Here is a 22,401-nt window from a genome sequence, read left to right on the forward strand (position 1 = left end):
GCTCTCTCGTGACGATGGCGTGCCTATGACATACCGCCGTCGGGCCGCGCTGCCCAGATCCGCCGCACCGCCCCGCCGGACGCCCCGGCGGGTTACGATCACTTTCGCCATGCAGATGAATGTCAATTACACCAGTCTCGTCGCGGTGGGCGACTCCTTCACCGAGGGCATGTCGGATCTGCTGCCCGACGGCACCTACCGCGGGTGGGCCGACCTCCTCGCCGCCCGGATGGCCGCGCAGAGCCCCGGCTTCCGCTACGCGAACCTCGCCGTGCGCGGCAAGCTCATCGGCCAGATCGTCGCCGAGCAGGTGGACGTCGCGGCCGCGATGCAGGCCGACGTGGTCACCCTGGTGGGCGGCCTCAACGACACCCTGCGCCCCAAGTGCGACATGGGCCGGGTCCGCGGTCTGCTCGAGGAGGCCGTCGAACGGCTCGCCCCCTCCTGCAAGCAGCTCGTCCTGATGCGCAGCCCGGGGCGGAACGGCCCGGTGATGCAGCGGTTCCGCCCGCGCATGGAGGAGCTCTACTCGTACGTCGACGACCTGGCGTCCCGGCACGACGCGATCGTCGTGGACCTCTACGGCGCGGCCGTCCTCGGCGACCAGCGCATGTGGGACGTGGACCGGCTGCACCCCACCGCCGAGGGGCACCGCAGGATCGCCGAGGCGGTGTGGCAGGCGCTCGGCCACGCCCCGGAGGACGACTGGCGGACGCCGCTGCCCGCCGCCGTGCCGCCGGGCTGGGCCACGCGCCGCATCGCCGACGCCCGGTTCGCCAGGCAGTACCTCGGCCCCTGGATAGGCCGCCGCCTCACCGGCCGCTCGTCCGGCGACGGACGCGCGCCGAAGCGCCCCGACCTGCTCCCCTACGACGGCCCGCTCCCCTAGCCGCGACCGCGCGGCACCCGCGCGGCACCCGCGCGGCACCCGTCGAAAGGGCGCTCTAGAACACCGACCAGCCCGTCACCGTGGTGAAGTGGTCGAGCGCGGAGACGCCCGCCACGGAGTTGCCGTACGTGTCCAGGCCCGGGCTCCAGACGCACAGCGTGCAGCGCCCCGGGATCACCGCGACGATGCCACCGCCTACGCCGCTCTTGCCCGGCAGACCGACGCGGTAGGCGAAGCTGCCCGCCGCGTCGTACGTACCGCAGGTGAGCATGACCGCGTTGACCTGCTTCGCCTCGCGCGCGGGCAGCAGGCGGGTGCCGTCGCCGCGCAGTCCGTGCCGGGCCAGGAAGGCCCCCGCGAGGGCGAGGTCGCGGCAGCTCATGCGGATCGCGCACTGCCGGAAGTAGTGCTCAAGGACCGTGGAGACGGGGTTGTCGAGGTTGCCGTAGCTCGCCATGAAGTGCGCAAGGGCCGCGTTGCGGTCGCCGTGCTCGGCCTCGGAGGCCGCCACCACCGGGTCGAAGGCGACGTCCGGGTTGCCGCTCTCCGCGCGCAGGAACTCCAGCATCGTCGTGCCCGCGTCTCCGGTGAGGCTCTGCAGCCGGTCCGTGACGACCAGCGCACCGGCGTTGATGAACGGGTTGCGCGGGATGCCGCTCTCGTACTCGAGCTGGACGAGCGAGTTGAAGGGGTTGCCGGACGGCTCCGTGCCGACCCGGTCCCAGATCCGCTCGCCGCCCTCGGCGAGCACGAGCGCGAGGCTGAAGGCCTTGGAGATGGACTGGACGGAGAACGGCTCCTCCCAGTCCCCCACCCCGTGCACCTCGCCGTTGACGTCGGCGACCGCCATGCCGAAACGCTCGGCGTCCACGTCCGCGAGCGCCGGGATGTACTGGGCCACCTGGCCCCGGCCCACCAACGGCCGGGCATAGGCGGCGACTTCTTCGAGAACGGCCTGGTAGTCCACAATCTGAGCTTTCTGCCTGTATGACGCGACCGTTTCCTCCTGAAAAGCCGCTGGATACAGGGCTTTGTCATCGGTCGCGGCCACAGGATAACGCCTGGCCGAGATGGGCCCTCGTCCGGGATGTCGTGCGTGCCGGAAACTTGGTCGAGCGTCGGAGGCCAACGGGGGGAAGCCATGCTGCGCATCCATTTCACCGGCGACGACTTGGCGAACGTACGACTTGCCCGGCATCCGGATCCGCTGTGGGAGATCGTATGCAGCCTGTGCCGCTTACAGACACGCGAGGGCGCCCTCGCGTTCGCGCCATGGCGGCGGATGGCCGGTGGGCTGGTCCGGCAGGGGCGGGCGGGCCGAGGGGTGGCATCGGCGCTGTGCAGTCTGGTGCCGCGTGCGGCCTACTTCCCCGACTTCCTCACCCCGCCCGTCGAAGGCGGGCCCCATGAGCTGCGGGACGGCATCGACCGGGTGCTCGCGACGCCGCGCCGTCGGCTGCGGCACGAGCTGTCCCTGCTGTCGGCGGGCGGTGGACGCCCCTGGGCGGGTGCGGAGTTGGCGCGCGGTGACAGGGCGGCGATGACCGCGCTCGGCGGGAGCCTCCGCACCTACCACCGGGAGTTCATCGCACCGGTGTGGAAACGCATCGACACGGCCACGGCCACGGACCGGGCCCTGCGCACCCGCGCCCTCATGGACGGCGGGACGCGGGCCCTGTTGAACAGCCTGCGGCCGATGGCCGTGTGGGAGCCGCCGGTGCTGACGGTCGACTATCCGGTCGAGCGCGACCTGTACCTCCAGGGCCGGGGCCTGCTCCTGATCCCGTCGTACTTCTGCTGGCGACGCCCCATCACCCTGGCCGACACCCAACTGCGGCCGGTGCTGATCTACCCGGTCGACAAGACCCCGTCGTCGCCTGCCGCCTCCCCGGCGCCGCTGACCCGGCTGCTGGGGCCGACCCGCGCCGCGCTCCTGTACGAGACCGCCATGCGGACCTGCCCCACCACCTCCGAACTCGCCCATGCGACAGGGGTTTCCCTGCCGAGCGCGAGCCAGCAGCTCGCCGTGCTGCGGGAGGGAGGACTCATCGCGTCCCGACGCAACGGAAAGCGGGTCCTGCACACCGCGACCCCCTTGGGCCTCCGGCTGCTCGCCGGTCGCTGAGGCCACTCCCTTCCCGACGTTTCGGCCGGAGCCAAAACCACGGGCGCTCCTCTCCCCGGCCCGCCCAGGCTGTGCGCGAAAGGCACGCACCACGCCGGACGCAACCGAGGGAGTTCGAGCCCATGCCGATCAAACACTCCGTACTCGCCACAACCGTCGCCCTGGCCGCCCTGTCAGGGGCCCTGGTGGCCACCCAGGCCCAGGCCGGTGAGCCGGTGTCGCCGCTTCCGGTGTCACCGACGGTCTCCCCCGAGCCCAAGAGGATCTATCACACGACGGACGGACTGAGCTCCTGTCGGAGCGGCCGCTTCTGCACCGAGACCTGGGACAAGGTGGAGAAGAGCTGGAAGATCCACGTGTTCTGGAAGTGCGGCACCTACAAGCTGTCCAACTGGGAACAGGTCGGGGCCTACATCAACAACCAGGACGGCGCGAACGCCAAGGTGCTCAACGCGGACAAGAAGCTCGTGTGGCCGGAGATTCCACCGAACAACAAGAAGGGCTGGGGCAACTGGTCGGACGCCTGGTACATCCGTCCCTGCTGACGGGCCGCACGGTCCCGGGCACAGGTGTGCCCGGGACCGTGCTCTCTTGTGGCTCTCTTGTGGTTACTCAGGAACCATAGGAGAGTCAGCACCGACCTGGAAGAACGCGCTTTTCGGCGACTGGGGAACCTGATGGGGACCAAACTGCAGCTCAATGGCCTGCCCGAGGATGCCGACCTGCGGCGCGCGGACTCCCTCGCGCGGGAGATCTTCTCGGACGTCGCCAACAAGTGGGCGCTCCTGATCATCGAGGCGCTCGGCGAGGGCACCCTGCGCTTCAGCGAGCTGCGCAACGAGGTCGACGGCATCAGCCACAAGATGCTCACCCAGAACCTGCGCATGCTGGAGCGCAACGGCCTGGTCGACCGGAAGGTGCACCCCACCGTGCCGCCACGGGTCGAGTACACCCTCACCGAACCGGGCCGGGCCCTGCGCGCCGCGGTCGACGTCATCTGCGGCTGGACCCAGCAGCACCTCGGTCACATCGAGAACGCCCGAGGCCGTTTCGACTCCTGACGGGCCCGCCGTTCCCGCCGATTCCGCCGATTCCGCCGTTTCCGTCAGGCCACGAGCAGGCGGAGGCCGAGCTCGGCCGCGTCGAGGGCGACGAGGTCGCGGTTGCGCTCCGCCCACCGTCCCGAGGAGAGGTCGTCGCCGAGCCGGTCCACCGCGCGCTGTTCGGCCTCCGGGCCGACTCTGGTCCACACCGACACCGCGCGGCGCACATGCTCTTCCAGATACGCCTCGGGACGGCGCCAGTAGGCCTCGAAGAAGCCGTCGGCGCAGTCCCACGGGATGAGCACCGGTTCCGCGCGGCCCTCGATCGCACGGGCCAGGTCGGCCAGTGAGGGCCAGTCGGTGAGCAGGCCCGCGAACTCGGGCAGATAGTCGCGGGTGAGCCAGAAGCGCTGACGCCAGCCGGTGTCACTCGCGTCGTACGTGAACACGACCACGCGGCGGGCCACGCGCCGCATTTCACGCAGCCCGGCGACCGGATCCGGCCAGTGGTGAACAGTGCTCACCGCCATCGCGGCGTCGAAGGACTGATCCTCGAACGGGAGGCTCTCCGCTGCGGCGGCCACGCACGGCGCCGCGCCCGCCGGACGCTGCGCCCGCATGACGGCCGACGGCTCCACCGCCGTCACGTCGCGGTCCCGGGGCTCGTAGGAGCCGGTGCCCGCCCCGACGTTCAATACCGTTTGCGCGTCTCCGAGTGCGTCCCAGATCCGCTCGGCGATCCGCGGCTCGGTGCGCCGCGTCGCCGGATAGGCGGATCCGATGGTGTCGTACAACTGCGTTCCGAACACCTTCAACTGCTCCTCCGGCGTCGTCCTGATCCCCATGGCCCGTGCCTCCAGCTCGCGGTCGATGGCGGCCACCGTGGCGGCGGCGCGATCTCGTTGCTCAAGGAGCAGGCCGCGCATCCGGCGCAGGTGCGCGACCGCGTCGGTGGCCGGGTCGTCGACCAGGCCCGCGATCTCGCGCAGTCCGAAGCCGAGTCGGCGGTAGCCGAGCACTTCCCGCAGCCGCTCGACGTCGCCCGCGGAGTAGGCCCGGTACCCGGCCTCGGTCCGCGCGGACGGCCGCACGAGGCCTATCTCGTCGTAGTGGTGCAGCGTGCGGACGCTCACGTCGGCCAGCTCGGCCACACGCCCCACGGTCAGGTGCTCCTCCATGGCACGGACTATCCGGCATCACGTCACGTGAGGGTCAAGTGCGCCCGTTCGGGGCGGGACGCGCGGCGCCGGTGCCCGAAGGGCACACCTCGATGCCCGGGTTGCTGCCCGGACTGCCCAAACGGGCAGCAATCGGGGCACAGGCGCCCGTTGACACAGTGAAGAACCGGGACGAATGATGGTGGCTGGCCGGACCCCCTGACCCTCTGACCAGGTCTGACAACGGCCCGCGAGGCGACCCCGCCGCCCACACAGACCATGTCCAGTCGCCCGGGCCCCCGTCGGCATCGATCGTTCACCTCACGGCAGAAGGACCGCTCCTTGACGGCGATACGCACCCCCCTCCCCGTTTCCTCCTCCGCACCGGAATCCGGCACGCGGCCGCTCGCCTCCCTCGGCCAGCAGCGTCTGTGGGCGCTCGCGCAGACCGAGGGCTCCCACGCCGCGTACAGCGAGCAGTTGGCCCACCTCATCGAGGGAGACCTGGACCCGACCCTGGTCGCGCGCGCCCTCGACGCCGTCGCCGCACGGCACGAGACACTGCGCACCCGGTACGTCGAGGTGGCGGGCGAGGCACGGCAGGACATCGCGCCACCAGAGGCCGGATTCGCGCTGCGCTCGGAGGACCTGTCCGGCCGGCAGGACACCGAGGAACTCCTCCTCGCCCGGCAGCGCGAGGAGTGCGAGACCCCCTTCGACCTGGCCGCCGGACCGCTCGCCCGCGGCCGGCTCCTCACGCTCGCGCCGGACCGGCACGCCCTGCTCCTGACGCTGCATCACTCCATCTACGACGGTCTGTCGATGAGGATCGTGCTGACGGAACTGAGCACCCTCTACGCCGCCCTGCTGCGCGGTGAGCCCGACCCGTTGCCACCGCTGCCCGCGCAGTTCGCCGACCACGCCGCGCGCCAGCACGCGTGGGTCAAGGGCGAGGAGGCCGCCGCGCAGACCGCTTACTGGCGGGAGCAGCTGGCGGGTGCCCCCGCACTGCTCGCCCTCCCGGCCGACCGGCCGCGGCCGCTGCGCCAGGACCACTCCGGCGGCCGGGTCCCGATCCGTCTCTCCCCCGCGCTGACGGAGGAGTTGCAGCGTGCCGCGCGAGCCCAGGACGGCACGTTGTTCAGCGTCGTCCTCACCGGCTGGCACATCCTCCTCGGCCTGCTCTCCGGGGAAGCGGACACGGTCGTCGGCATTCCGGTCGGGGGGCGGCGTCGGCCGGAGGACGAGCCCCTGATCGGCTTCTTCGCCAACTCCCTCGCACTGCGGGCCGATCTGTCCGGCGACCCGACGGGCGCGGAGGCGATCGGCCGGGTGCGCGAGGTGCTCCGCGAGGCTCTCGACCACCAGGACCTGCCCTTCGAGCGGGTGGTGAACGCGGTGAACCCGCAGCGCAGTCTCGCCCACAGCCCGCTGTTCCAGACGATGTTCTCGTGGGGCATCACCTTCCACGGTTGGCTGCACCTGCCCGGCGCCCGGGTCGAGGCGCTCGACATCCCGCACGCCCCCGCGAAGTTCGACCTCACGTTGTTGCTGCACCGGCACGACGACGGCGTCGCCGGGCACCTCGACTACGCCCGCGCCCTGTTCGACCACGACACGGCCGAGCGGTTCGGCCGCTACCTCACGCGCGTCCTGGAGCAGTTGGCCCGGCACCCCGAGCGCGAGATCACCGCGTACGAGCTGCTCGACGCCGAGGAACGGGCCGAACTGCTGGCGGAGGGGCGGGGGCGGGTCACCTCGGGCCCGGTCGTCGGGCCCGTCGAGCGTCTCGCCGAGCAGGTGCGTCTGAGGCCCGACGAACCGGCTCTGGTCTGCGGCGGTACGCAGCTGAGCTACGCCGAACTCGACCGGCGGGCCAACCGGCTCGCGCACGCCCTGCACGCCCGGGGCGTGGAGCCCGGTCAGGTCGTCGGCCTGCACTGCGGGCGTACCGCCGAGTTCGTCGTCGGCATGTGGGGCGTCCTGAAGGCCGGTGCCGCATACCTGCCGCTGGACCCCGGCCAGCCGCACGGGCGGCTCCGGGCCATCGTCGAGGAGGCCGAGCCCGTGCTGGTGCTCGGCGACGTGGCGGACCCGCCGGAGCCGTGGCTGTCCCTGGCCGAGGTGGAGGCCGAGGGCGTTCGCGACGACGCGCCCCAGCAGCTGCCCACGCCCTCGCAACTCGCTTACGTCATCTACACGTCGGGCTCGACGGGACGCCCCAAGGGCGTGGCGGCGACCCACGGCAACATCGCCAACCTCCTCGAGAACTGGCTGGCCGCCTATGGCGCCCTGCCCGGCGAACCGTCCTCCGCCTGGGCCAGCTTCGGCTTCGACGCGTCCGTGCACGAGCTGTTCCTGCCGCCGACCACCGGCGGCGTGCTGCATCTCGTGCCCGACGACCGCCGGGGCGACCCGGAGGTGCTGCTCGACTGGATGCGGGAGCACCGGATCGCGCACGCGTGGCTGCCCGCCGCGTACATCAACTGGATCGACGAGGACCCGGGCGCCCGCCTGCAAGGCCTCGCCCTGCGTCAACTGGCCACCGGTGCCGAGCCCTTGCCCGAACAGGCGCTGTGGCGCCTGTGCGAAGCCCTGCCGGGCCTGCGTGTCTGCTACGTCTACGGACCGACCGAAACCACTGTCTACAGCATCACCCACAACGACCCGCAGGACATGGACCGGCGCTCCCCGATCGGGCGGCCGGTCGACAACACCCGGATCTACCTGCTCGACCGGCGCCGCCAATTGGTGCCTCCCGGGGTCGTCGGTGAGGTGTACATCGGCGGGGCCGGTGTCACTCAGGGCTATCTCAACCGGCCCGACCTGACCGAGGAGCGCTTCCCCGCCGACCCGTTCGTACCGGGCGAGCGGGTCTACCGCACGGGTGACCTGGCGCGCCGACTGCCCGACGGGAAGTACGAGTTCGTCGGCCGGGCCGACGACCAGGTCAAGCTGCGCGGGTTCCGCATCGAGCCCGGCGAGGTCGCGGCGGCCCTGCGCGAGCTGCCCGGGGTACAGGAGGCCGCGGTCCTCGCCGACCGGGACGAGACCGGGGAGCTGTGCCTGGTCGCGGGCATCGGACGGGGCGAGGCTCCGGACTCCACGCCCGCGCAGTGGCGTGCGGCGCTCGCCGAACGGCTGCCGGACTACATGATTCCGTCGCTCTTCGCCGAGTTCCCGCGGCTGCCGCTGAACCGGAACGGAAAGCTGGACCGCAAGGAAGTCCTCGACCGTGCCCGCGCATCGCGGTCCGACCAGGTCAACGCCCTGGCACCGCGCGACCGGGTCGAGATGGCGCTGTACCGAATATGGCGGCAGGTGCTGCTGCACCGCGACATCGGCATCACCGACGACTTCTTCGCGGTGGGCGGCACCTCGCTCTCCGCCATCAAGGTGGCCCACCTGATCCGGGAGGAGTTCGGCCGGACGCTGCCGACCCGCGACGTCCTGCAGTACCCGACCATCGAGCGGCTCGCCGCGCGGCTGCGCGACCGAACACCGGTGACACCTGACAACGGTGTCGTCGAGATCAAGGCGGGCGGGAAAGGACGTCGGGTGGTCTGCGTCCACCCGGCGGGCGGCACCGCCTTCTGCTACCTCCCCCTCGCGGGCGCCCTGCCGGACGGGATCCACGTGCAGGGAATCCAGGCACGAGGCATCGACCCGGGCGAAGAACCGCTGCCCTCGGTGGAGGCGATGGCGGAGCACTACCTCACGCTGCTGCGGCCCGCACCGGGCGAAACCCTGGTGATCCTCGGGCTCTCCTTCGGCGGACTCGTCGCACACGAGATGGGGCGACGGCTCGTGTCGGCCGGGCACCGCGAGGTGTCCGTGGTCCTGCTGGACACACACGGGACGGACGACCCGGTGGAACGGCAGAGGCTCGCGCCGGTCGACGCCGCGGAGTTCCGCGACAAACTGGTCCGCTTCAACGGCATGTATCCCGGGATCGACGACGCACAGATCGACCGGTACTTCCAGATCTACAACCTCAACCGGGAGGCGGCCCGCGACTACGTGCCGGAGCCCTCGGACGCCCCGCTGCTCCTCGTACAGGCCACCGAGGTGGAGGTCGCCGCGGGCGGCGACCCGGTGGCAGCGGGTGAGGCGCTGCGGACGTTCTGGCGCGAGCGCACCCGTGCGGGTCTCACCGTGGAGATGGTCGACGGCGGCCATTGGGACGTCCTGGAGGGCGAGCGGATCCCGCGGATCGCCGACCTGGTCACCGAGCGGCTCGGCGGAGCTCCGGACGTCACCCCCACTGCGCCCACCGCATCCGCTACGACCGCCACGACCGAGGACTGATGCACACCTCTTCCCCTTCCGTCGGCCTGGCCCGAGCGGTACACGAACAGAGCCTGCGGACCCCCACAGCCCCTGCCGTCGTCGACGGCGACCTGACCTTGAGCCACGCCGTGGTGGACGCGTCGGCCACTGCCGTCGCGACCGGTCTGCGCGCACACGGGATCGGCCCCGGCGACGCGGTCGCCGTGGGACTCCCCCGGTCATGGCAGCTCGTCTGCGTCATGCTGGGCGTGCTCAGGCTCGGTGCGAGGGTCGTCCCCGCCGACCGGCTGAGCCCCGCCGACCGCGTCGGGCACATCCTCGACGACTCCGGTGCGCGACTCCTGGTGCACGACGGAACGTTTGCGTCCGGCATGCCCGCAGGGGTCACCGCCCTGCATGCGGACGCGCTGCTGACATCGCCGGTGGGGACGGCGGACGGTCCGTCGCCCGTCATGTCCGCGCCGGTCTCCTTCACCTTCTACACCTCCGGCACCACGGGTCGCCCCAAGGGCGTGGAGGTGCGCGACGCGGGCATCCTGCGCCTGGCCGACCCCGGGTTCCTCCCGGACTCGCGGGGCGCCCGCTTCGCCTGCCTGTCCAATCCGGCCTTCGACGCGCTGAGCTTTGAGGTGTGGGTGCCCCTGCTGACCGGCGGATGCTGCGTGGTCCTCGCCGACGAGGACGTGCAGTCCCCCGAGCGGCTGGCCTCGGTGCTGCGGCGGGAGCGGGTCCACACCGCCTTCGTCACCACTGCCCTGTTCAACGCCGTGGTGGACACGGAGCCCGGCTGCTTCTCCGGTCTGACGGTGCTGCTGGTCGGCGGCGAGCAGCTCAACGCACCGCTCGTCCGGCGCTGGTACCACCACAACACCACCCCCGGAAGCCACACCCGCCTCCACAACATCTACGGCCCCACCGAGTGCACGACGTTCGCGCTGCACCACCCGATCCCGCGGGACTTCGACGCGTCCGTCGTGCCCCTCGGGCGGCCGCTGCCCGAGACCGGCGAGCTGCTCGTCGCGCCGGGCACCACCCGGCGGGCCGCGCCCGGCGAGGACGCCGAACTGCTCCTTTCCGGCACAGGGCTGGCAGCGGGGTACCGGAACCTGCCGGAGGAGACCGCCCGCCGCTTCGTGACGCTGCCCGGCGACGACGGCACGCCCACCGCGTACTACCGCACCGGCGACCTCGTGCGGCGCTCCGCCGACGGCACCCTCACCTACGTCGGCCGCGCCGACCGACAGGTCAAGGTGCGCGGCTTCCGCATCGAGCCCGGCGAGGTGGAGCGGCACATCGCCGAGCACCCCGCCGTGCGACAGGTGCACGTGTGCGCCCGCAAGGACGAGCGGGGCGGTCCGGCGGAGCTGCTCGCCTACCTCGTCGCCGAACCCGCCCTGACCTGGGCCGGGTTCGAGGAACACCTGGCTGCCGGGCTGCCCGGCTATATGCGCCCGCACCACCTCTACCGCGTCCCCGCCCTCCCGCTCACCGCCAACGGCAAGGTCGACGAGGCGGCACTCCGCGCGAGCGGTGCCGCGCCGTGGCGCCCCGAGGCCGCGAGCCGCCCGACCGACACCGCTCAGGAGCCTGCGGACGAACCGCTGCGCGTGGTGCTCGACCTCGCGGGCGAGATCCTGGGAGTTCAGGGGGTCCGCCCCGAGGACCGGTGGATCGCGTGCGGTGGCGACTCGTTGAAGGCCCTGCGGCTGCGGTTCGGGATCCGTCGCCGCCTGGGCTGCGAGGTGCCCGCGCACCGCGTGCTGCACGGCGACCTGGCGGGTGTCGCGGACGCCGTGCGCGACGCGCTTCGCGAGAGCGCTCCCGCGCTTCCACAAGCCACCGCTGCAGGGACTCTGTCCGGCCCCGCCACCGGCGAGCAGGAGCGTCTCTGGTTCCTGCAGCAGCGCTCCCCCGACTCACGGGCCTACGACGTCCGGCTCGCCTTCGCCGTCACGGGCCCGGTGGACCGGGACGCCCTGCGGACGGCGCTCGCCGCGCTGGTCACACGCCACCCGGCACTGCGCACAGGGTTCACGGCAACGGCCGAGGGACTGTGGCAGCAGGTGGGTGAGCCGTACGACCCGTGGACGGCCGAGCCCGTGGCCGCGTCGGACGGCGCGGCCGGGGCCGGGCGGTTCGACCCTCAAGAAGCCTTCTTTGCCATGCCCTTCGACCTGTCGTCCCCCAGGATGCTGCGCGCGTGCTGGCTGCCGTCGGAGGACGGCGGCACGCTGCTGCTGCACCTGCACCACGTCGCCGTGGACGGCTGGTCGGTCAACGTGCTGCTGCGCGACCTGTCCGCCGGGTACTCCGCGGCCGTCTCCGGCGGCGCGGCACCGACGTCGTCCGACGGGACGCCCACGACGCTCGACTTCGCCGACTGGCAGCGCCGTTGGCACACGAGCCCCGGGTACGCGGCACAGCGCGACGAGCTGTCGGCCCTGTACGCCGCGACCGCCGCCGACGCCGCGGACTCCGCCGGAGCACAGGAGCTCCCGCTGCCCCGTCCAGGACACGACGCCGGGGGACGGCTGCTGTGCGACGCGCTCGACGCGTCGGGCCGCGCCGCTCTGGACCGGCTCTGCGGCGACCTCGGGCTGACGCGCTTCGAGCTGCTGGCCGGTGTCTACGCCTGGGCGCTGTACGGCGTGACCGGCCGGACCCTGCTGCGCGTGGCGGCGCCGGTCGCGCACCGGCCCGTGCGGGAGTTCTCGGACAGTGTCGGCATGTTCGCCAACACCGTGCTCCTTCCGCTGTCCGTGGACCCGCGGGCGACCGTGCGGGACGAGGTGACGCGGACCGGCTCCGCTGTAAGGGAGTTGATGGAGCGTCAGGACGTCGCGCTCGCCGATGTGCTGACCGCGCGCCCGCACGGCGCCGCGGACGACGCGCCGTTCGACTTCCTCCTCGTACTGGAGAACACCGACTACGACTCCCTCGCGCTGCCCGGATGCGCCGCGCGGCCGCTGTGGCCGGTGGCCGCGGAGGCCAAGTGCCCGGTGACCCTGACGGTCGTCGACCGCCCCGAGGGCCTGGAGTGTCTCTGGGAGTACGCCGACGACCGCCTCGACGCCGACCAGGCCGCCGCCTTGGCATCCCTGTTCCGACAGGGGCTGACCGCACTGTCCGGAGCCCCGGACACCACACCGGCGGAACTGGTTGGGCCGTACCGCGGCTCGCTGGCCGAGCCGGGCCGGGGCGCGTCCGCCGAGCTGCCGTGGACCACCGTCGCCGAGGGCTTCGCCCGCCAGGCGGCCCGGACCCCGGACGCGCCCGCGCTGCGGACCGCGACGGGCACCCTCTCCTACGCCGCGCTCGACGGGCACGCCGCCGCGCTCGCCGCGGAACTCGCCACGACGCTGCGGCTGCCGGACGCGGACGAAGAGAGCCACGTCGCGCTGTTCCTCGAACCGTCCGTCGAGCACGTGGTGGCGCTCCTCGCGCTGGCCCGGCTGAACCTGACGGCGGTGCCGCTCGACCCCTCCTACCCGGCGGCGCTGCTGCGGCAGGTGCTGGAGCAGACCGACCCGCTGTGCGTCCTGCTCCCGCCGGGCGACGGGGCGGCCTTCGACCGGCTCGACCCCGGTGACGTACCACGCCTGCACATCGCGCTGTCCGACGCCGGTCCGGACGCAGGAGCCGCCACCGACGGGCCGTCGCTCCCCGCGCACCGCGCCACCCGGCCGCTGTACACCCTCTTCACCTCCGGCTCCACGGGCCGCCCCAAGGGTGTGCGGGTCTTCGACCGCACGCTGAGCAACCTGGTGCACTGGCAGGCGGGCCCCGGCGGCCTGGGTGCGCCCGCGCTGACCCAGCAGTTCGCCATGCTCTCCTTCGACGTCTCCTTCCAGGAGATCTTCGGAACCCTGTGCACCGGCGGCTGTCTGCGGCTGATCGATCCCGCCCTGCGACGGGACGTCCCCGCGCTGCTCGACCAGCTGGAGTCGGAGGGCGCCGAACGGCTCTTCCTGCCGTACGTGGCCCTGCAGTTGCTCGCCGAGCACGCCGTGCACCTGGGCCGATACCCCGCCCGGCTGCGCGAGGTGGTGACCGCGGGCGAACAGCTCGTCTGCACCGGCGCCATCCGCCGGTGGTTCGCCGGGATGCCCGGCTCACGGCTGTTCAACCACTACGGCCCGACCGAGACGCACGTCGTCAGCGCCCTGTGCCTGGACGGCGACCCGGCCGACTGGCCGGACCGCCCGGCGATCGGGCACCCGGTGGCGGGCGCGGTGCTGCGCGTCGTCGACGAGGCCGACCTCCCGATGCCGCCCGGCGGCGCCGGAGAACTGCTCATCGGCGGCGTGCCGGACGAGCCCTGCTACCTGGGCGAGACCCCGCTGAACCGCGAACGGTTCGTCCGGCTCCCCGGCGACGGGCTCTTCTACCGCAGCGGCGACCGTGCGCGCTTCGACCACGACGGTCTGCTGCACTGCCTCGGCCGCGCGGACGACCAGATCAAACTGAGCGGCCACCGGCTGGAGCCGGGACAGGTCGAGGCCGCGCTGATGCGCCACGACGCCGTCCTCGGCGCCGTCGTCGCCGTCGAGGGGGCCTCGCTGGTCGCCTGCCTCCAGTGCCGCGGTGACGCGCCGACGCCCGCGGAGCTGCGCGAGCACCTGGCCGGGCTGCTCCCCGGGCACATACGTGTGGAGCGCTTCCGTCTCCTCGAACGGCTGCCGCATACCCCGAGCGGCAAGCTCGACCGGGCCGCCGCACTGCGCGCACCCGGCCTGGATCTCGGGGGCGCTCCCAGCGGGAACACTGCGGCGCCGCCGTCCGCGCGGGAGGCTCAACTGGCCGCCGTGTTCGAGGAGGTGACCGGCCTGCCCATCGCGCCGGACCAGACCTACTTCGCGGCGGGCGCCTCCAGCCTCGGCCTGATGCGCTTCCACCTGCGCTGCACCGCAGGGCTCGGGCTTGGCTTCACCGTCGCCGACCTCTTCGAACACGTCACTCCCAGGGAGCTGGCGGGATTCCTCCAGCGCACGGACCCGGTGGCAGACGCGGATACGACCAACTCCCCCACCGCGGCGGACGACCCCATCGCCGTCATCGGGATGGCCGTCCGCGCGCCCGGCGCAGCCGACCTCGCGGCCTTCTGGGACCTCGTCGTCTCCGGGCGGAGCGGCATCGAGTACTTCGACGCGCCGGACGGCATGGTCGGCGCGCGCAGCCAGCTGGACGGGATGCTGGACTTCGACCCCGCACGGTTCGGCATCAGCCGTCAGGAAGCCCGGCTGATGGACCCGCAGCAGCGCCAGCTGCTCATGACCTGTGTCGAGGCGCTCGCCCACGCGGGCATCGCCGATCCCGGCGCGCTGCGTACCGGTCTGGTCGCGGGCGCGGGCGAGAACACCTACTTCCGGGCGATGCTCCGCGACACCGATCCCGACGCGCTGCCCGACGACTTCCAGCTGGCCCTCCACCACGAGAAGGACTTCCTCGCCACCAAGGTCGCCTTCCATCTGGGGCTCACCGGACCTGCGTTCGCGGGCCAGACGGCGTGCTCCAGTTCGCTCGTCGCCGTGCACCTCGCGGCGTCCCTGCTGCGGCTCGGCGACGCCGACGTGATGCTCGCGGGCGGTGTGCTCGTCGACCCGGAGCTGACCGACGGATACCGCTACCGTCCCCAGCACATCTTCTCCCCCGACGGCCACTGCAGGCCCTTCAGCGACGACGCGGGCGGCACCGTCGGGGGCAGCGGCGCAGGGGTGCTCGTGCTCAAGCCGCTCGCCCGCGCGCGCCGCGACGGCGACACCGTCTACGCGGTGCTCAGCGGCTCCGCGGTGAACAACGACGGCGCGGCCAAGCTCAGCTACAGCGCCCCGTCCCTCGCGGGTCAGCGCGAGGTGATCCGCAGCGCACTGACCCGCAGCGGCCGCACGGGCTCCGACGTGGCGTACGTCGAGGCGCACGGCACCGGTACCCGGCTCGGCGACCCGGTGGAGGCAGGAGCGCTGCGCCAGGCACTCGGGGTGGACGAGCCGGACCACTGCGCCCTCAGCTCGGTGAAGAGCCAGATCGGTCATCTGGGCGCGGCCGCCGGAGCCGTGGGGCTGATCAGGGCCGTGCTCGCGGTCCACCACGGCCGGATTCCGCCGACCCGTGACTTCCGCGCGCTCAACCCGGAGATCGGTCCCTCCCCGGCGCCCTTCTACGTACCGACGCAGGCGCTGCCCTGGCCGGAGGGCCGGGAGCGGGTCGCCGCGGTGAGCAGCTTCGGCATCGGCGGCACCAATGCGCACGTGATCGTGGAGGCGGCGGCTCCGTCCGCGGTCCCGGTCGCGGAGGAGGTCACGGGCTCCGAGGCGGTGCCGCTCGTCGTGCTCTCGGGTGTCGGCGAGGCCCAACTCGCCGCGGACGCCGCGCGCGTCGCCGACCACCTCACACGGCATCCCGACAGCTACACCCGCACGCTCCGGCACCTTCAGGCGGGGCGGCCGCAGGGCCCGCTGCGTGCGGCCGCCGTCTGCCCGGACGCGGCGACCGCGGTCGCCTGGCTGCACACGGCGGCCGCGGCCGCGGCGCGTCCCGAGCCCGTACCCGGTCCCGCTCTGGAGACCCGTGGCCGCCCGGCAGCGGAGCTGGCCGACGTCTGGCTGGCGGGCCGCGCACTGGCCTGGCCGGACGGCCCGGCGCAGCCTCCGTGGGACTTCCCCGCCCCGGCGTTCGACCTCGCCCCTTACGGCCTCCCGCGCGCGGCGACCCCGTCGACGGGCGGGGAGGCCGCGTCCGACGTCGTGGCCGTACCGGTCCGACTGCCCGAGACGGAGTGGCTGCACCAGCCGCAGTGGACCCGGCTGCGGCGGGCCGCGGCGGGCCCGGCCGTCGCGCCGTGCGCGCGGACCTTGGTCGTCGTGGCCGACGGCCCGCCGGACGGCGCCGCACCGGCCGTGCTCGCCGCGGGCCACCGCCGCGTGGTGTGGGTCAGGGCGGCGGAACACTTCGCCCGCCCCGAGCGCGACCGTTTCGAGGCCGACCCGGCCGACCCGGAGCAGCTGCGGCGCGTCCTGCACGCGCTCGCCGAGGAGGGCTGCGCGGAGGTCGACTGGCTGCACACGCTCCCGCTCGGCATCGACGGGCCGGTCGGCGACAAGTCGCTCGACCGGGCGGTCTGGGCCTGCCTGGACACCCCCGCCGCCGTGGTCCGCGCCCTTCAGGGGGCGCCGCGGGAGCTGACGGTGCGGCCGTGGTGGCTGTCGTGCGGGGCCCGGCCGGTGCTCGGCGCGGTCACCCGCCCGGAGGCGGCGCTGCTCGCCGGTGTCACCGAGGTCGCGCCGCAGGAGGGTGCCCCGGACGGGCACTGGGTGGACGTCGAGGACCCGGACGGCTGGGCGCCGCAGCTTTCGGCGCTGCTGGTCGCGTCGGCCTCCGCACCGCCGCCGCGCCATCTCGCGCTGCGCGAGGGCTACTGGTGGGAGCAGCTGATGCTGCCCCTGCGCGGGGCGGCTCCGGAGGGCGCGGCGGCGCTGGCCGCGGCGGCTCCGGCGGGCGGCGACCACCTGGTCCTCGGGGGCACCGGCGGCCTCGGCACCGGGCTCGCGGCCTGGCTGCTCCAGCACACCGAAGGACGTGTGCTGCTGCTGTCCCGGCGGCCGCGGCTGCCCGAGGAGCTGGCCCGCTGGGCGGACCGCGTCGATCTCGTCGAGGCGGATCTCGCCGTCACGCCGCCGAAGGAAGTGGCGGCCCTGATCGCCACCCGCACGGCGGCACTGGCCTCCGTGGTGCACGCCGTCGGGGTGCCTGCGGGCGGTCTGCTGTCCCTGCGTGAGGCGGGCTCCGCACACGTGGCGCACGCCGCCAAGGTGCGCGGCGCCCTGCTGGTGGAACTCCTCGTCGAGCAGTTCCTGCCGGACGTCGCGGTCTACTGCTCCTCCATGTCGGCGCAGCTCGGCGGCGTCGGCCAGTACGACTACGCGGCGGCCAACGCCCTGCTCGACGCCTTCGCCCAGTACGGCGGCGACGGGACGGGGCGGACCGCGCGGACCTCGCGGATCGGCATCGGCTGGGACGTGTGGCGGGAGGCAGGCATGGCGGTGCGCGGACCGCGGAGCGACAGCAGGCACCAGGCGCACCTGGAGGTGGGCCTGACCGCGGCCGAGGGAGTGCGCACGTTCGCGCGGGCGCTCGAACTCCGGCTGCCGCACGTGCTCGTATCCACCACCGACCTCGACCGGTCCCGCGCCTTCTACGCCGGTCCGGTGCCCGGCACGCCGCGTCAGGGCAGCGCGCCCGTCGAACAGCCCGCCGAGGAGCAGCGGGAGCCCGGCGAGCTGCTGGCCGAGTGGACGCGGACCGCGCTGGACGTCGACGACCTCGCCCCCGACGCGTCGCTCTACGACCTGGGGGCCGACTCGCTGACCCTCCTGGACCTCATCGAGAAGATCGACCGGCACTTCGGGGTGGAGCTGGACCTGGCCTCCTTCAGCCACCGGGCCAGCCTCGCCGAGATCGTGGCACTGCTGGCCGAACAGCGCGGCGAGCCGACGGGTCCGGCGGACACCCGCACGGAGACCGACACCGACGAGGTCGCCCTGGAGGTGTGGCAGGAGGGCACAGGCACCGACGTGGTGTGCCTGGTCCACCCGGTCGGCGGGGACATCCAGTCCTACCGTCCCCTGGTCGCCGCGCTCGACCCGGGCCTGTCCGTCGTACTGATCGCCGACCCCGGCCTGCGGCAGGCAGCCCCACCCGGCTGGACGCTGCGCGACCGCGCCCGGCGGTACGCGGCGGCACTGCGGGCCCGCTTCCCCCAGGAGGCGTGGCGCTGGCACCTTACGGGCTGGTCCTTCGGGGCCTGGGTCGCCGCCGACATGGCGGCCGAGGCCGAAGCGGCCGGGCACCCGGCCCGCTCGCTGCACCTGGTCGACCCGCCGCCGCCCGGCAGCGGCACGGTCTTCGAGGGGTACGACGACACCCAGCTCAGCGCGGTGTTCGCCGCCGAACTCGGCATCGCGGGGGACGGTGCGGCGGGGCAGCAGGCCCGTGCGTACGCCGACCGGCTCGCCCGCTGCTGCCGGGCCAACCTGCGCAGCATGGCCGCCCACGACGTGCCCCGGATCACCGCCACCGCCACCCGGCTCTGGCAGGCCGAGCGGCCGTTCGCAGGGCTCCCCGCGCTCGGCAGCCCTGCGGAGCAGCGCGCCCGCTGGCGTGCCCAGCTGCCGGAGACGCTGGAGTGGGGCGTGCTGGCCACGGACCACTACGGCATCGTCCGGCCGCCGCACGCCGGAACGGTGGCGGAGGCGATCAACATCGCGAGCCACGCCGCACCGCACCGCCCCTGACACACAGTCACCCCGGGGCCGCGCCACGGCCCCGGCACCTGTGCACCACCCGGACACCCCGACCCCCCGCAACCCCAGGAGGACCCTGTGGAGCAGTACGAGCTTGACGCCCTCGAAGCCATCACGACCAGGCCGCCGAGGGACTACCAGGAGATATCCGTCGCTCCCCTGACCCCCGTCATCGGCGCCGAGATCTCCGGCGTGGACCTCGCCCGGCTGTCCGAGACGCAGCTGGCCGAGGTCAGGACCGCCTTCCTCGACCACCACGTCCTGGTCTTCCGCGACCAGGAGATCACCGACGAGCAGCACAAGCGCCTCGCCGGGCACTTCGGCGAGCTGCGCCCGGTGAACCCCCCGCCGCCGGAGGGCGACCCGTACGTGCTGGAGATCAAGACCAGTTCGGCGGCGGCGAACGTCGCGGGCAACGCCTGGCACGCGGACGGCACCGCGGACGCCGAGCCCTCCCTCGGCTCGATGCTCTACATCACCGAGACGCCGGAGGGCGGGAGCGGTGGCGACACGCTCTTCGCCAACATGCACCTGGCCTACGAGATGCTCTCCCCCACCTGGCGCGGGCTCCTCGACGGCCTGACCGCCGTGCACGACGGCCACCAGAGCTTCCGGGGCTACACCGTGCCGCCGAACTACGAGGTCCCGGTCAACGAGCACCCGCTCGTGGTCCGGCACCCCGAGACCGACCGCCCGATCCTCTATGTGAACCAGGCGTACACCTCCCGCATCCCGCAGCTGTCGGAGGACGAGAGCCGTGCGGTGCTCGACATGCTCTTCGCCCTCGTGCCGAACCGCGCGATGCTCACCTGCCGCGTCCGCTGGGCCCCGAACACCCTGGTCTTCTGGGACAACCGGTGTGTCCAGCACCATGCGACGTACGACTACTACCCGCTGACCCGCTACGGCCGTCGCGTCGCGATCAACGGGGGCCCGCTGAAGGGCTGACCGTCGTGCACCGGGCCGCCCACGGGCGGCCCGGGCGCCGAAGCGGCGATCCAGGCGCCTCTGACCTGGAGGTTCCTACACATGCGGATGGTTCGGAGCCTGTAGGGACGCCCGGTAAACTCCGTACACGTGACTGCCGCGCCCGCAAAGCCCCGTATCCCGAACGTCCTCGCCGGACGTTATGCCTCCGCCGAGCTCGCCACCCTCTGGTCGCCCGAGCAGAAGGTGAAGCTGGAGCGTCAGCTCTGGCTCGCCGTGCTGCGCGCCCAGAAGGACCTCGGGATCGATGTTCCCGATGCCGCCATCGCCGACTACGAGCGCGTGCTCGACCAGGTCGACCTGGCCTCGATCGCCGAGCGCGAGAAGGTCACGCGCCATGACGTGAAGGCCCGCATCGAGGAGTTCAACGCCCTCGCCGGGCACGAGCACGTCCACAAGGGCATGACCTCGCGCGACCTGACCGAGAACGTGGAGCAGCTGCAGATCCGGCTCTCCCTTGAGCTGATCCGCTCCCGTACCGTCGCGGTCCTCGCCCGGCTGGGCAAGCTCGCCGGTGAGTACGGCGAGCTGGTCATGGCGGGCCGCTCCCACAACGTCGCCGCGCAGGCGACGACGCTGGGCAAGCGCTTCGCGACCGGCGCCGACGAGCTCCTCGTCGCCTACCGCCGCCTGGACGACCTGCTCGGCCGCTACCCGCTGCGCGGCATCAAGGGCCCGGTCGGCACCGCCCAGGACATGCTCGACCTGCTCGGCGGCGACGCCGCCAAGCTGACCGACCTGGAGCAGCGCATCGCCGGGCACCTCGGCTTCGACAGCGCGTTCACCTCCGTCGGCCAGGTCTACCCGCGCTCGCTCGACTACGAGGTCGTCACCGCCCTGGTGCAGGTCGCCTCCGCGCCCTCCTCGCTGGCCAAGACGATCCGTCTGATGGCGGGCCACGAACTGGTCACCGAGGGCTTCAAGCCGGGCCAGGTCGGTTCGTCCGCGATGCCGCACAAGATGAACACCCGCTCCTGCGAGCGCGTCAACGGCCTCACCGTCATCCTGCGCGGCTACGCCTCGATGACCGGCGAGCTGGCGGGCGACCAGTGGAACGAGGGCGACGTCTCCTGCTCGGTCGTCCGCCGTGTCGCCCTGCCCGACGCGTTCTTCGCGCTCGACGGTCTCCTGGAGACCTTCCTGACGGTGCTCGACGAGTTCGGCGCCTTCCCGGCAGTCGTGGCGCGCGAGCTGGACCGCTACCTCCCCTTCCTCGCCACCACCAAGGTCCTGATGGCCTCGGTGCGCGCGGGCGTCGGCCGCGAGGAGGCCCACGAGGCCATCAAGGAGAACGCGGTCGCCTCCGCCCTTGCGATGCGCGAGCAGGGCGCCGAGCGCAACGAGCTGCTCGACAAGCTCGCCGCGGACGAGCGGATCCCGCTGGACCGCGCCCAGCTGGACGAACTGATGGCCGACAAGCTGTCGTTCACCGGCGCGGCGAGCGACCAGGTCGCCACGGTCGTCGGGCACATCGAGGCCCTGCTGAAGGAGCACCCGGAGGCCGCGGCTTACACGCCGGGCGCGATTCTGTAGCTCCGGAGCCGATGGCCCGCATCGAGATGGCCCGGCCCGCCCACCGTTCGGTGGGCGGGCCGGGCCATTTCGTGTGCCGGGGCCCGGGTCAGGCCGCCCGGACCGCCGGTGACCCGTGGTCGGCCTCGGCGCGGACCCGGGCGCAGCTGCGGCTGATCAGGCGCGAGACGTGCATCTGGGAGATGCCGAGCTCCTGCGCGATCCGGCTCTGCGTCATGTCCTCGAAGTAGCGCAGGTACAGGATGGTCCGCTCGCGCTCGGGCAGCTTTCGCAGCCCCCGCTTGGCCGCCTCCCGGTCGGTGACGACGTCGTACGCCGCGTCGTGTGCCCCCAAGGTGTCGGCGAGGCTGAACCCGTCGGCGTCCGCGGACGAGATCTCGGCGTCCAGCGACAGGGCGCTGTAGCCCTCCATGGCCTGCATGCCGTCCCGCACCTCGTCCTCCGTCAGCCCGGCGTGCGCGGCGATGTCGGCGGTGGCGGGCTCGGGGCCGCCGCCCGGCATGTCGCGGAGTTCGCGGCGCGCGACACGGACCTTGTTGCGCAGGTCCTGGACGCGCCGGGGAACCCGTACGTCCCACATGCGGTCGCGGAAGTGCCTGCGCAGTTCGCCGGTGATGGTGGGCACGGCATAGCTCTCGAAGGCGCCGCGGCCGGGCTCGTACCGGTTGACGGCCTTGACCAGGCCCATCGCGGCGACCTGCCGCAGGTCTTCCAGGCTCTCGCCCTTGTTGCGGTAGCGGGCGGCCAGCCGGTGGGCCATGGGCAGCCATGCTCCGACGATCTCCTCACACAGGACTTCCCGCTCCGGCCCGTCCGCGAGGGCGGCGAGCCGGGCGAACTCCTCGGTGGTGTCGGGTGCGTCGTGGTGGGAGTGCCGGACCGCCGTGCGGCGGCGGGGCGAGTATTCAGTGAGGTTCGTGAGCATCAGTTCGCTCCTCAACGGTGCGCCGACATGGACCGCGAGAAACGGGGCGCCCCGGCATCAGGCATCCACCAGGAGCAGACACACCGCTCCCGCGAACGCGCCTCCGGTCCGAAGCACGACATTCGCCTGCCCTTGCGATCCGGCACCAAACAG

The 22,401-nt window shown here is 72.9% G+C and carries 11 protein-coding genes; 8 read left to right on the forward strand and 3 right to left on the reverse strand.

What is annotated here, in order from left to right:
- Positions 1–109 precede the first annotated feature (109 nt).
- Positions 110–889, forward strand: a complete 780-nt coding sequence (locus ABZV77_RS09260; protein ID WP_356252533.1) for an SGNH/GDSL hydrolase family protein — start codon at positions 110–112, stop codon at positions 887–889.
- 55 nt (positions 890–944) lie between these two features.
- Here ABZV77_RS09260 and ABZV77_RS09265 read toward each other — a convergent pair whose 3' ends face one another.
- Entirely contained in the window at positions 945–1,856 is a 912-nt protein-coding gene (locus tag ABZV77_RS09265) for a glutaminase (RefSeq protein WP_356252536.1), read from the reverse strand.
- A gap of 174 nt (positions 1,857–2,030) precedes the next feature.
- Here ABZV77_RS09265 and ABZV77_RS09270 point away from each other — a divergent pair, with 174 nt between their 5' ends.
- The 3 genes from ABZV77_RS09270 (at position 2,031) to ABZV77_RS09280 (ending at position 4,075) form a co-directional block, all read left to right on the forward strand.
- Entirely contained in the window at positions 2,031–3,014 is a 984-nt protein-coding gene (locus tag ABZV77_RS09270; RefSeq protein WP_356252537.1) for a DUF5937 family protein, read from the forward strand.
- Between the two features lie 122 nt (positions 3,015–3,136).
- Complete coding sequence (locus tag ABZV77_RS09275; RefSeq protein ID WP_356252540.1) at positions 3,137–3,559, forward strand: hypothetical protein; 423 nt, start codon at positions 3,137–3,139, stop codon at positions 3,557–3,559.
- 132 nt (positions 3,560–3,691) lie between these two features.
- Positions 3,692–4,075: a helix-turn-helix domain-containing protein gene (locus ABZV77_RS09280; RefSeq protein ID WP_356252542.1), complete on the forward strand. Its 384-nt coding sequence runs from the start codon at positions 3,692–3,694 to the stop codon at positions 4,073–4,075.
- A gap of 44 nt (positions 4,076–4,119) precedes the next feature.
- Here the strand turns inward: ABZV77_RS09280 and ABZV77_RS09285 are convergent, their stop codons facing one another.
- Positions 4,120–5,235 (reverse strand): MerR family transcriptional regulator, encoded by a 1,116-nt coding sequence (locus ABZV77_RS09285; RefSeq protein ID WP_356252544.1) that lies wholly within the window; start codon positions 5,233–5,235, stop codon positions 4,120–4,122.
- A 321-nt stretch (positions 5,236–5,556) separates the two neighbouring features.
- On the opposite strand from ABZV77_RS09285, the gene ABZV77_RS09290 reads away from it, so the two are divergent.
- The 4 genes from ABZV77_RS09290 (at position 5,557) to purB (ending at position 21,323) form a co-directional block, all read left to right on the forward strand.
- Positions 5,557–9,522, forward strand: coding sequence for an amino acid adenylation domain-containing protein (locus ABZV77_RS09290; protein ID WP_356252547.1), 3,966 nt, complete (start codon positions 5,557–5,559; stop codon positions 9,520–9,522).
- Positions 9,522–18,794 (forward strand): amino acid adenylation domain-containing protein, encoded by a 9,273-nt coding sequence (locus ABZV77_RS09295; protein WP_356252550.1) that lies wholly within the window; start codon positions 9,522–9,524, stop codon positions 18,792–18,794. The genes ABZV77_RS09290 and ABZV77_RS09295 overlap by 1 nt, the downstream gene beginning before the upstream one ends.
- 87 nt (positions 18,795–18,881) lie before the next feature.
- Positions 18,882–19,751, forward strand: a complete 870-nt coding sequence (locus ABZV77_RS09300; RefSeq protein WP_356252553.1) for a TauD/TfdA family dioxygenase — start codon at positions 18,882–18,884, stop codon at positions 19,749–19,751.
- A gap of 129 nt (positions 19,752–19,880) precedes the next feature.
- Positions 19,881–21,323 (forward strand): adenylosuccinate lyase, encoded by a 1,443-nt coding sequence (purB, locus tag ABZV77_RS09305; RefSeq protein ID WP_356252556.1) that lies wholly within the window; start codon positions 19,881–19,883, stop codon positions 21,321–21,323.
- A gap of 88 nt (positions 21,324–21,411) precedes the next feature.
- Here the strand turns inward: purB and ABZV77_RS09310 are convergent, their stop codons facing one another.
- Positions 21,412–22,248, reverse strand: coding sequence for a SigB/SigF/SigG family RNA polymerase sigma factor (locus tag ABZV77_RS09310; protein ID WP_356252559.1), 837 nt, complete (start codon positions 22,246–22,248; stop codon positions 21,412–21,414).
- Positions 22,249–22,401 lie beyond the last annotated feature (153 nt).

Origin of the sequence: Streptomyces sp. NPDC004732, from assembly GCF_040609235.1 — a bacterium.
Classification (GTDB): Bacteria; Actinomycetota; Actinomycetes; order Streptomycetales; family Streptomycetaceae; genus Streptomyces.

What these genes read in the sequence shown, in the direction of transcription:
- ABZV77_RS09310 (WP_356252559.1), bottom strand. Translation starts at nt 22,248, where the DNA reads ATGCTCACGAACCTCACTGAATACTCGCCCCGCCGCCGCACGGCGGTC.
- ABZV77_RS09260 (WP_356252533.1), top strand. Translation starts at nt 110, where the DNA reads ATGCAGATGAATGTCAATTACACCAGTCTCGTCGCGGTGGGCGACTCC.
- ABZV77_RS09295 (WP_356252550.1), top strand. Translation starts at nt 9,522, where the DNA reads ATGCACACCTCTTCCCCTTCCGTCGGCCTGGCCCGAGCGGTACACGAA.
- ABZV77_RS09280 (WP_356252542.1), top strand. Translation starts at nt 3,692, where the DNA reads ATGGGGACCAAACTGCAGCTCAATGGCCTGCCCGAGGATGCCGACCTG.
- ABZV77_RS09270 (WP_356252537.1), top strand. Translation starts at nt 2,031, where the DNA reads ATGCTGCGCATCCATTTCACCGGCGACGACTTGGCGAACGTACGACTT.
- ABZV77_RS09275 (WP_356252540.1), top strand. Translation starts at nt 3,137, where the DNA reads ATGCCGATCAAACACTCCGTACTCGCCACAACCGTCGCCCTGGCCGCC.
- ABZV77_RS09285 (WP_356252544.1), bottom strand. Translation starts at nt 5,235, where the DNA reads ATGGAGGAGCACCTGACCGTGGGGCGTGTGGCCGAGCTGGCCGACGTG.